Below are 11,860 nucleotides of genomic sequence, written 5' to 3'. Positions count from 1 at the left end.
ATATAAACTGATGATAGCGGCAGCTATCTAAAAAACCGGCAACGTAACTTTTGCCGATTCCTGACAATGACTGTTTTAATTTGGTCATAAAAAAATCCGGTATGCTTTTAAACAGCATAACCGGACTTTTCGAGTTAACGGCTATTTCATCCGCCCACAATATTTTGTGCTATATCTATCGCAGCTTATTCAACCGTGACTGATTTTGCCAAGTTACGTGGCTGGTCCACGTCGGTGCCTTTAATTAGCGCGACATGGTAAGAGAGTAACTGTAGTGGCACGGTATAGAAGATAGGCGCGATAATCTCTTCTACATGTGGTAACTGAATGATTTTCATCCCTTCACTGTCAGTGAAACCGGCATCTTGATCAGCAAACACATACAGCAAACCGCCACGGGCACGCACTTCTTCAATGTTGGATTTCAGTTTTTCCAACAATTCATTATTTGGCGCAACCACGATGACCGGCATATCAGCATCAATCAATGCCAATGGACCGTGCTTCAACTCACCTGCAGCATAAGCTTCAGCGTGAATATAAGAGATCTCTTTAAGTTTCAGCGCGCCTTCCATCGCAATCGGATATTGATCACCGCGACCAAGGAACAAGGCATTGTGTTTATCAGAGAAACCTTCAGCCAGCGCTTCAATGGTTTTATCCAGAGACAACATCTGTTCAATACGAGCAGGTAGAGCCTGTAACGCATGAACAATATTCTGCTCCAGACTGGCATCAGCGCCCTTCAGCTTGCCAATACGCCCCACCAGCATCAGTAATACTGTCAACTGAGTGGTAAAGGCTTTCGTTGATGCTACGCCAATCTCAGTACCGGCTTTGGTCATTAACGCTAAATCTGATTCACGCACCAGCGATGAGCCAGCGACGTTACAAATAGCCAGCGACCCCAAATACCCCAACTCTTTTGATAAGCGCAGAGCAGCTAAGGTATCGGCAGTTTCACCTGATTGTGACAAGGTGATCAACAGGCTATTTGGGCGCACAGCGGATTTGCGGTAACGGAACTCAGACGCAATCTCTACGTCACAAGGCACACCGGCTAATGATTCAAACCAATAACGCGAAACCATGCCTGAGTTATAAGAGGTACCACAGGCAATAATTTGAATATGTTGAACATTTGCCAATAATGCATCCGCTTTAGGGCCAAGTTCAGATAAATCAATTACACCATGATTTAAACGGCCTTCCAGCGTATTTTTAATCGCCATTGGCTGTTCATAAATCTCTTTCTGCATGTAATGGCGGTAGACACCTTTATCACCGGCATCGTACTGCACCTGAGATTCAATTTCAGGGCGCTCAATAGCATTACCCTGTTTATCAAAAATTGCGATGCTACGGCGAGTTACTTCAACCACATCACCTTCTTCCAGGAAGATGAAGCGGCGAGTCACGGGTAATAACGCCAGTTGGTCAGAGGCAATAAAGTTTTCACCTACACCACAACCAATCACTAATGGGCTACCGGAACGCGCAGCCACCAAACGACTTGGGTCACGACTATCCATAACGACAGTGCCGTAAGCGCCACGTAATTGCGGGATAACACGCTTAACCACTTCCAGCAAAGATCCACCTTGCTGTAGCTCCCAGTGCACCAAGTGAGCAATAACTTCAGTATCTGTTTCAGAACTGAAACGGTAGCCACGACCAATCAGTAATTCACGTAAAGGTTCGTGATTCTCAATAATGCCGTTGTGTACCACAGAGATATAGTCAGAAACATGAGGGTGCGCATTGGCTTCCGATGGCTCACCATGGGTAGCCCAACGGGTATGTGCAATCCCGGTGCCACCATGTAAAGCCTGATTTTCGGCAGCATCAGACAGCGCCTGTACTTTACCCACCCGACGTAAACGCGTCATATTACCTTCAGCGTCAACCACTGCTAAACCAGCAGAGTCATAGCCACGGTATTCAAGACGACGTAAACCTTCGATCAGAATCTCAGCGATATCACGTTGCGCTACTGCGCCAACAATTCCACACATCTATTTTATTCCTATGTAAGGTTCTTTTAGAACCTTGTCGATGTCAGTGACCTGATTTTCCGGGTTCCCCGAGCCTGTAGAGTTGGGGATTATTATGTTTTGCTCTGTGTTTTCAGCATCAATAGATAAACCAAAAACACAGGGCAAAACATCCCTTCAAAGAATAAACGATATTGAAGGGGCTGTTTTAATATAACCTAAATAATTCGAGTTGCAGGAAGGCAGCAATTGAGCAGATCCCCAGAAGCTTACTTATTTTAAGGTCAAAGACCAGTAAGTAACTGGGGTGATTGAACGCAGCCAACGCACATGCAGCTTGAAATATAACGGGTATAGCTTATTTTTTCTTCACCGGACGCTGCCAGCCCTGAACATGGACTTGTTTAACACGGCTAAGCACTAACTCATTTTCCGCAATATCGCGAGTTACGGTAGTTCCCGCAGCGATAGTGGCACCCTTTGCAACAGTGACCGGCGCGACCAATTGAGTATCGGACCCAACAAAGACATCATCGCCAATAATAGTTTTAAACTTATTAGCTCCATCATAGTTGCAAGTTATGGTTCCTGCGCCAATATTTACGCCCGAACCAATCTCGGCATCGCCCAAATAGGAAAGATGACCCGCTTTCGAGCCTTTACCCAAGCGGGTATTTTTGATTTCAACGAAGTTACCAACATGTGCGCCTTCAGCTAATTCAGCACCTGGGCGCAGGCGGGCAAATGGCCCAACAGAGCAGCCAGTATCCAGGCGTGAGTTTTCTAATACGCTATATGGGCTAATGTCAGAATCATCACCGATCACACAATTTTTCAGTACGCATCCGCTACCAATACGAACCCGATCACCTAAAGTCACATGACCTTCAATGATGACATTGGTATCGATAGTAATATCACGACCATGTGTTAATTCTCCGCGCAAATCAAAGCGCGCGGGATCCAGTAACATCACACCGGCCAATAACAGTTTCTCAGCCTGCTCAGACTGGTATACACGCTCTAGAGCAGCGAGTTGCAGGCGGTTATTTACCCCTTCAACCTCACTCAACCGAGCGGGGTGAACCGCAGCAACCTTCTTACCATCAGCATGTGCCAATGCAATAATATCGGTGATATAAAACTCACCTTGAGCATTATTGTTATCCAACAGTGATAGCCAGCGCTTTAGATCACGCCCATTAGCAACCAGTATTCCGGTGTTGATTTCATTAATTTCGCGCTGTGCATCACTGGCATCTTTATGCTCAACAATCCCCACCACGTCGCCATTCTCACGCACGATACGGCCATAACCACTTGGGTTATCCAGCTTCACGGTCAACAAGCCAATGCCGCCTTGTGGCTTCGCCGCCAGCAGTCGCTGTAAGGTATCCACAGAGATCAACGGCACATCGCCGTATAGCATCAGCACATCTTCATCGTCAGCAAAGTGCGGTGCGGCTTGTTGCATCGCGTGCCCGGTACCCAACTGTTCAGCTTGTAATACCCAGTTCAAAGAGGGATCGGATAGCGTCTTTTTCAGCAGATCGCCGCCGTGCCCATAAACCAGATGAACGTTTTTTGCACCCAGCTTCATGGCCGCATCAATAACATGCTGAACCATCGGCTTACCTGCCAATGGGTGTAACACCTTAGGAAGGTCGGAATACATGCGTGTTCCCTTACCTGCGGCAAGGATGACTACACTCATTGAGCTGTTAGACATAAGCAACCTGATAACTCCAATTTAATAGACGGAAGTAAACCTGTTTAGCGAAATAATTACTACATATTTCTCAACGAAAAATGTACTCAACCCGCATGGTTAAAGGGTTGTTGCTACTCGTCATGTAACGAAAAAATGGGGCGAAAAGTGTCTGCGATCAGCGACGCTTCCCGTGCTGTTTTTGTCAAAACACATGTACATATTTACGCTATTAACCACTTATTTTACGACAAGAAACAAGAGTTTTCAGAAAGAAACGCTTTGAGTTTAGCTGAGGCTTAACTAAATAGTAGGAAAGCGGATTAAGGGAGATAAACAAAAGGCGAGTATCTGTGTTATCTGATGTATAGGTAAAAAAAAATGCCAATCAGATTTACTGACTGGCATTCTATTTTTTATTTATACCTTCGTACTGGAAGTTGCAGTAGCGTTAGCTTGCTACCTACCTGCAACCCCAATGACCTGAGTATATATAGTAATTTTATAAATCAACGAGTTAACGCAACCCATTAGTATAAAATTACATCGCCTTCCTGGTCAGTTCGATTACGCGTAATTTCGCAATCGCCTTCGCCAATTCAGCGGATGCCTGAGCATAGTCGACGTCGCCGTGGGAGTTGTTGATATGATCTTCGGCTTTACGCTTAGATTCCAGCGCTTTAGCTTCGTCCAGATCAGTTCCGCGAATAGCTGTGTCAGCCAATACGATCACAACGCTCGGTTGCACCTCAAGGATGCCGCCAGAAAGATAAATAAACTCTTCCTCACCGAACTGCTTCACGATACGTATCATGCCAGGCTTAATGGCAGTGAGCAGTGGGGCGTGACCAGGGAAAATCCCAAGTTCGCCTTCACTACCCGTCACCTGAATTTTTTGTACCACGCCAGAGAACATCTTCTTCTCTGCGCTCACAACATCCAGATGGTAAGTCATTGCAGCCATGTCACCCTCCAGTCAACAGCGTTACAGTTTCTTGGCTTTTTCCACTGCTTCTTCAATGGTGCCAACCATGTAGAACGCCTGCTCCGGCAAGTGGTCATAGTCGCCGTTCATGATGCCTTTGAAACCACGAATGGTATCTTTCAGCGAAACGAACTTGCCCGGTGAACCGGTAAAGACTTCTGCCACGAAGAACGGTTGAGACAGGAAGCGCTGAATTTTACGCGCACGGGATACAACCAGTTTGTCATCTTCTGACAACTCGTCCATACCCAAGATTGCGATGATGTCTTTCAGCTCCTGGTAACGTTGCAGAATAGACTGCACGCCACGCGCTACATCGTAGTGCTCCTGGCCAACAACCAGCGGATCAAGCTGACGGCTGGTGGAGTCAAGTGGGTCAACCGCAGGGTAAATACCCAAAGAGGCGATTTGACGACTCAAAACGACGGTTGCATCCAAGTGAGCAAAGGTGGTTGCTGGTGATGGGTCAGTCAAGTCATCCGCAGGCACGTAAACGGCCTGAACAGAAGTGATTGAACCCGTCTTGGTGGACGTAATACGTTCCTGCAACACACCCATCTCTTCTGCCAGCGTTGGCTGGTAGCCTACCGCTGATGGCATACGACCCAGCAGTGCGGATACTTCCGTACCGGCCAAGGTATAGCGATAGATGTTATCGATGAACAACAGTACGTCACGACCTTCATCACGGAATTTCTCCGCCATGGTCAGGCCGGTCAGAGCAACGCGCAGACGGTTACCTGGTGGCTCATTCATCTGGCCATACACCAAGGATACTTTGTCCAGAACGTTGGAGTCCGTCATCTCGTGGTAGAAGTCGTTACCCTCACGAGTACGCTCACCCACACCGGCAAATACAGAATAACCTGAGTGCTCGATCGCGATGTTACGAATAAGCTCCATCATGTTTACTGTTTTACCAACACCCGCACCACCAAACAGACCCACTTTACCGCCCTTAGCGAACGGGCAAATCAAGTCCATTACTTTGATACCGGTTTCTAACAAATCTTGTGAGCTGGCAAGCTCTTCGTAAGAAGGCGCTTCACGGTGGATTGCCCAACGCTCTTCTTCACCGATCGGACCTTTCATGTCGATTGGGTCACCCAATACGTTCATGATACGGCCCAGAGTTGATTTACCAACCGGCACTTCAATTGGGTGTTCCAGGTTGATGACTTTCAACCCGCGGCTCAGACCATCGGAAGAGCCCATTGCGATACAACGAACAACACCACCGCCTAGCTGTTGCTGAACTTCCAGCACCAGCTTCTCAGCAGTGCCTTCAACCTCAAGGGCGTTGTACACTTTTGGTACAGCGTCTTGGGGGAATTCGACGTCCACTACGGCGCCGATTACCTGGATAATCTTTCCAGTAGCCATCTTGAATCCTCTACGTAATACGTTTACCCGTCATACTTCAAATTGCTGGGGCGTTGGCTGCTTTTTCTCACCCCAGTTGCTTACTTTATTAGCAAGCGCCAGGGGATTTGCTCAGTTGCCGCCGTTTCGCAATCTGAACTATTTAGGGTAATAACCTGGTTAAACCGCGGAGGCTCCCCCGACGATCTCGGTGAGTTCCTGAGTGATGCTGGCCTGACGAGCCTTGTTGTAAACCAACTGCAGCTCTTTGATCAGACTACCGCCGTTATCGGTGGCGGCTTTCATCGCTACCATTCGCGCGGCCTGCTCGCTGGCCAGGTTTTCAACGACGCCCTGATAAACTTGCGATTCCACATAGCGACGCAGGAGGGTATCCAGCAATGCTTTAGGATCGGGTTCATACAGGTAATCCCAGGATTTCTTCTTCAGCTCGCCATCTTCCGCAGGCGGAAGCGGTAGTAGCTGCATGATCCGTGGTTCCTGAGACATCGTATTGATAAACTTGTTATTAACGATATACAGCTTATCCAGACGACCTTCATCATAGGCTTGCAGCATCACTTTGACTGGCCCGATAAGCTCTGACAAGGAAGGGTTATCCCCCATGCCAGTAACCTGAGCGACAATCTTGCCACCCACGGAACCAAAGAAAGAAGCTGCTTTTGATCCAATCAGCGCTAAATCACATTCAACGCCTTTTTCAGACCAACCTTTCATCTCAGCCAACAGTCTTTTGAACAGGTTAATGTTCAAACCACCGCACAAGCCACGGTCTGTAGAAACCACCAGATACCCAACGCGCTTAACGTCACGCTCTTCCAGGTACGGATGTTTATATTCCAGATTACCTAACGCAAGGTGACCAATCACACTACGCATAGTTTCTGCATAAGGACGGCTGGCCGCCATGCGTTCCTGCGATTTACGCATTTTGGAGGCGGCGACCATCTCCATGGCTTTGGTGATCTTTTGCGTGTTTTGCACGCTGGCGATCTTGGAACGTATCTCTTTTGCGCCGGCCATTTCTGCTTCTCCTCATTACCAGACGGCCTGCTTTTCTAATGAAAAGCAAGGCCGCATAGCGTTACCAGGACTGGGTTGCCTTAAATGTATCAAGGATGCCTTTCAGCTTGCCCTCGATCTCATCGTTGTACGCGCCAGTTTGGTTGATTTGTTGCAGAAGCTCGGCATGCTCACGGTCAGCAAACGCTAACAGCGCAGCTTCAAAGCTACCTACCTTCGCCAACTCAACATCACCCAGATAACCACGTTCAGCTGCGAACAGAACCAGAGATTGCTGCGCAACAGACATCGGTGCGTATTGTTTCTGTTTCAGAAGCTCGGTCACTTTCTGACCGTGGCTCAGCTGTTTACGTGTTGTATCATCCAAATCGGATGCGAACTGGGAGAACGCAGCAAGTTCACGATACTGTGCCAGAGCAGTACGAATACCACCGGACAGTTTTTTCATGATCTTGGTTTGCGCTGCACCACCCACACGAGATACGGAGATACCTGGGTTAACCGCAGGACGAATACCGGCGTTAAACAGGCTGGATTCCAGGAAGATCTGACCATCGGTAATCGAAATTACGTTAGTCGGAACGAACGCGGAAACGTCCCCTGCTTGAGTTTCAATGATTGGCAATGCGGTCAAAGAACCGGTTTTACCTTTCACTTCACCCTTGGTAAAGGCTTCAACGTAGTCGGCGTTAACACGCGCAGCACGCTCCAGCAAACGGGAGTGGAGGTAGAATACGTCGCCAGGGTAAGCTTCACGACCTGGTGGACGACGGAGCAGCAAGGAGATTTGACGATATGCAACAGCCTGTTTAGACAGGTCATCATAAATAATCAGCGCATCTTCACCGCGGTCGCGGAAATATTCACCCATAGCACAACCGGAGTAAGGTGCCAGGTACTGCAATGCTGCAGATTCTGAGGCGGTAGCTACAACCACAATGGTATTAGCCAAAGCGCCATGCTCTTCCAGTTTACGCACTACGTTAGCAACAGTAGAGGCTTTCTGGCCGATAGCAACATACACACATTTGATGCCGGAATCGCGTTGGTTGATGATCGCATCAATCGCCAAAGCAGTTTTACCTGTCTGACGGTCACCGATGATCAATTCACGCTGGCCACGACCAATTGGGATCATGGCATCCACTGACTTATAGCCCGTCTGAACAGGCTCATCAACGGATTGACGTTCGATAACGCCAGGTGCGATAGCTTCAACAGCTGAGAAGCCGTCGTTTTCTACCGGACCTTTACCATCAATAGGTTCACCCAGAGTATTGACGACGCGACCCAACAGGCCACGACCGACGGGAACTTCCAGGATACGGCCAGTACATTTAACCTTCATGCCTTCGGCAAGATCGGCGTACGGACCCATAACTACAGCACCTACGGAGTCGCGCTCCAGGTTCAGTGCGATTGCGTAACGGTTGCCTGGCAGTGCGATCATCTCGCCCTGCATAACATCGGCTAAGCCGTGTACGCGAATGATCCCGTCACTGACGGAAACAATAGTACCTTCATTGTGAGCTTCGCTCACCACATTGAACTGAGCAATGCGCTGCTTGATCAGTTCGCTGATTTCGGTGGAATTCAGTTGCATATGCTCCAGTCCCCTTAAGACTGCAAGACGTCCGCCAGGCGTTCTAGACGACCGCGAACGCTGCCATCTATCACCATATCGCCTGCACGTATTACTACGCCGGCCATTACGGACTTATCGATTTTGCAATTCAGCTTAACTTTGCGTGATAGACGTTTTTCCATCGCAGCAGCAATTTTAGCTAGCTGTTCGTCTTTCAGTGGGCTCGCAGAGCTCACTTCGACGTCGACGGTCGACTCCAGCGAGGCACGCAGTTGAATAAACTGCTGTAGCACCTCAGGAAGAACCAGTAAACGGCCATTCTCCGCCATAACTCGAATGAAGTTCTGTGCGGGTTCATCGAGCTGATCACCACAGACTGCAATAAACGTCTTAGACATTGTTTCAGGTGCTACAGCACCGGAAAGCAATTCAGCGATCTGTTCATTGCGCGTCACTTGGGCAGTAAACGCTAGCATATCCTGCCAACGATCAACCGCCTGGTGCTCAACAGCAAAGTCAAAAGCTGCTTTGGCGTAGGGGCGAGCTACAGTTACAAATTCAGACATCAGCCCCTCCCTCCTTACAGTTCAGCGACCAGTTTATCAACGATGTCGCTGTTAGCAGCTTCATCCACGGAACGTTCGATGATCTTCTCGGCGCCAGCTATAGCCAACATCGCGACTTGCTTACGCAACTCTTCACGAGCACGCTTACGTTCGGCGTCGATCTCTGCCTGCGCTTGCGCCACGATTTTGTTACGTTCCTGTTCGGCTTCAGTTTTAGCTTCATCAAGGATCTGAGCTTTGCGTTTACTTGCCTGCTCGATGATCACCTGTGCTTCTGCTTTAGCCTTCTTCAGTTGGTCGGTCGCATTGGCTTGCGCTAAGTCCAAATCTTTTTTGGCACGCTCTGCAGAAGAGAGACCGTCAGCAATTTCTTTTTGACGCTTCTCGATGGCAGCCATAATTGGCGGCCATATATACTTCATACAAAACAGGACAAACAGGACAAACGCGATGGCCTGGCCGAGGATTGTTGCGTTAAGATTCACAGCACAATGCCTCTTTAAAAGTTAATAGTTTGGTGTAGTTCACGGTAGAGAAAACTCTACTTACGCGACAGCAAACATCACGTACAGACCCAGACCAACAGCGATCATAGGGATGGCGTCAACCAGACCCATGACGATAAAGAACTGTGTACGCAGCAGAGGAATCAGGTCAGGCTGACGTGCAGCGCCTTCCAAAAATTTACCACCCAGGATGCCGATACCGATCGCAGCACCGATTGCCGCTAAACCCATCATTATAGCGGCAGCCATGTACAGCAGATCCATATTCAGGTTTTCCATGACAGTCTCCAATTATTTCAGTTAAACGCAGTAGTGTTATACACTTCATACTTCAAGCTACATGTGCGTTGGCTTCCTTCGTTCACCCCAGTAACTTAACTTATGTAAGCTCCTCGGGATTCGCTCAGTTGCCGCCTTCCTGCAACTCGAATTATTTAGGGTATATTAAGAAAATCAGTGCTCTTCGGACGCCATCGACAGATAGACAATCGTTAGAACCATGAAGATAAAGGCTTGTAACGTAATAATCAGTATGTGGAAGATAGCCCAAGGTAAACTGAGCATCCACTGTGACCACCACGGCAACAGACCCGCAATAAGGATGAAGATCAACTCACCCGCATACATGTTGCCGAACAGTCGCAAACCGAGTGAAACGGGTTTGGACAGCAGGCTGACACCTTCCAGAATTAAGTTAACTGGAATAAATATCGGGTGATTGAACGGCTGCATCGTGAGTTCTTTTACGAAGCCGCCTACACCTTTCATTTTGATGCTATAGAACAGAATCAGGATGAAGACACCCAATGCCATGGACAAGGTAATACTCACGTCCGCAGTAGGTACCACGCGCAATGCAGGTAACCCAAAGACATGTTCACCGATGTAAGGCAGTAAATCGATTGGCAGTAAGTCCATCATGTTCATCAATAAAACCCAAACAAACACGGTCAGGGCTAATGGTGCTATGACTTTACTTTTGCCGTGGTACATATCCCGCACGCTGTTATCGACAAAACCGATAATTAACTCAACAGCAGTCTGCAATTTGCCAGGCACGCCACTGGTGGCACCTGCCGCGACTTTGCGGAACACAAACAGAAAAGCTAACCCCAGCACGACAGAGAAGAACAAAGAGTCAATGTTCAACGTCCAGAACGTTGCAGGGCCAGGTGAGTGGGGATTGACCAACTCAAAGGTACGCAGGTCCAACTGAAGGTTATTCAGGTGGTGACCTATGTAGTCCCTTGGAGTAGAGATTTCTCCTGATGCAGACATGATGCCTCTTACCCTTTTTGTAGTTAAATACGATAACGGTTAAGTACGGTAGCCGCTAATCACAGCCGGTGCCAATATCTGCACAATCAGCACCGCCAAATAGGTTAAACCGAGTGGCGCAAACGCTGCTTTAAACAGCCCCAAAGCCACAATCAGCAAAATTATCGTCATGATAACTTTTAACCCTTCGCCAATGGCAAACGACCACGCAACACGACCTGGAGCTGCTGTTTTTGCCTGATGGCGGCAAGCAAACAACATAAACATGGCGCTGGGCAACCAAGCCGCCAATCCTCCTGCCAGAGCAGAAGCACTCCATTCCAGGCTTTTAAAGCCAAAAGCAGCACTGAGAACAACAAAAGTCATTAACTGCAAAAACAGCAGCTTTCGTGCGATTTTCCGACTGTAAAGGGATACAGGCATGACGTTTGTTCTCTCCGAACCACACTAAGGGTATGCTGAGTGAGGTATAAAACTGCCTTTTACCCCATTGAGTCAAGCAGCAAAAAACGAGCAAATTATACGGGCCACTCAAACGAATTCAATCGATAAGTAGCGAAAAGGTGAACAATTATTTAAATTTTCTTCTTTCGGACTATTTTCACAAGAAAAGCCTCGGAATAAAGCCCCCATTTAATTGTCTGACGATTCCAACCATTACCAATAAAGCGTGCAACTGATCACAAAACTTAAAACAAACTGATTTATATCCCATAAAGCTTCTGTTTGTCTTTAACGAAAAGAGCCATTAAAAATTTTTATAAATCATAATGTTAAAATTAAACTATTATCGAACAACTTATCTACTTAGTAAAAACTTCCCGTTGACATT

The 11,860-nt window shown here is 47.8% G+C and carries 11 protein-coding genes; all 11 read right to left on the bottom strand.

From position 1 onward, the window contains the following. Positions 1-185 precede the first annotated feature (185 nt). The 11 genes from glmS to atpI all read right to left on the bottom strand — a co-directional run bounded on the left by glmS (position 186) and on the right by atpI (position 11,451). Positions 186-2,015 carry a glutamine--fructose-6-phosphate transaminase (isomerizing) gene (glmS, locus tag ACWJJO_RS22685; RefSeq protein WP_083161582.1) on the bottom strand — a complete coding sequence of 610 codons (1,830 nt, stop codon included), beginning with the start codon at positions 2,013-2,015 and terminating at the stop codon, positions 186-188. Positions 2,016-2,352: 337 nt separating this feature from the next. Beyond that, positions 2,353-3,723: a bifunctional UDP-N-acetylglucosamine diphosphorylase/glucosamine-1-phosphate N-acetyltransferase GlmU gene (glmU, locus tag ACWJJO_RS22680; RefSeq protein ID WP_083161583.1), complete on the bottom strand. Its 1,371-nt coding sequence runs from the start codon at positions 3,721-3,723 to the stop codon at positions 2,353-2,355. Positions 3,724-4,243: 520 nt separating this feature from the next. Then, positions 4,244-4,666 (bottom strand): F0F1 ATP synthase subunit epsilon, encoded by a 423-nt coding sequence (locus ACWJJO_RS22675; protein ID WP_004393020.1) that lies wholly within the window; start codon positions 4,664-4,666, stop codon positions 4,244-4,246. 21 nt (positions 4,667-4,687) lie between these two features. Continuing rightward, a complete protein-coding gene (gene atpD, locus ACWJJO_RS22670) occupies positions 4,688-6,070 on the bottom strand; it encodes a F0F1 ATP synthase subunit beta (protein ID WP_083161584.1) in 1,383 nt (460 codons plus the stop codon). A 159-nt stretch (positions 6,071-6,229) separates the two neighbouring features. Next, positions 6,230-7,093, bottom strand: coding sequence for a F0F1 ATP synthase subunit gamma (gene atpG, locus ACWJJO_RS22665; RefSeq protein WP_002220756.1), 864 nt, complete (start codon positions 7,091-7,093; stop codon positions 6,230-6,232). A 61-nt stretch (positions 7,094-7,154) separates the two neighbouring features. Further along, entirely contained in the window at positions 7,155-8,696 is a 1,542-nt protein-coding gene (gene atpA / locus ACWJJO_RS22660) for a F0F1 ATP synthase subunit alpha (protein ID WP_481091541.1), read from the bottom strand. A gap of 14 nt (positions 8,697-8,710) precedes the next feature. Further along, entirely contained in the window at positions 8,711-9,244 is a 534-nt protein-coding gene (gene atpH, locus ACWJJO_RS22655; protein WP_372560177.1) for a F0F1 ATP synthase subunit delta, read from the bottom strand. 14 nt (positions 9,245-9,258) lie between these two features. Beyond that, the gene (gene atpF / locus ACWJJO_RS22650) at positions 9,259-9,729 is read right to left on the bottom strand and encodes a F0F1 ATP synthase subunit B (RefSeq protein ID WP_005186686.1); all 471 of its coding nucleotides are present in this window, start codon (positions 9,727-9,729) and stop codon (positions 9,259-9,261) included. 60 nt (positions 9,730-9,789) lie between these two features. After that, the gene (gene atpE, locus ACWJJO_RS22645) at positions 9,790-10,029 is read right to left on the bottom strand and encodes a F0F1 ATP synthase subunit C (protein WP_004393045.1); all 240 of its coding nucleotides are present in this window, start codon (positions 10,027-10,029) and stop codon (positions 9,790-9,792) included. Between the two features lie 174 nt (positions 10,030-10,203). Next, a complete protein-coding gene (atpB, locus tag ACWJJO_RS22640; protein ID WP_005161179.1) occupies positions 10,204-11,028 on the bottom strand; it encodes a F0F1 ATP synthase subunit A in 825 nt (274 codons plus the stop codon). Positions 11,029-11,067: 39 nt separating this feature from the next. Further along, positions 11,068-11,451, bottom strand: coding sequence for a F0F1 ATP synthase subunit I (atpI, locus tag ACWJJO_RS22635; RefSeq protein ID WP_481091540.1), 384 nt, complete (start codon positions 11,449-11,451; stop codon positions 11,068-11,070). Positions 11,452-11,860 lie beyond the last annotated feature (409 nt).

This window comes from Yersinia antarctica, from assembly GCF_056636475.1.
The sequence above is the reverse complement of the archived record's forward strand: the minus strand, read 5'-3'. Positions and strand labels throughout refer to the sequence as shown.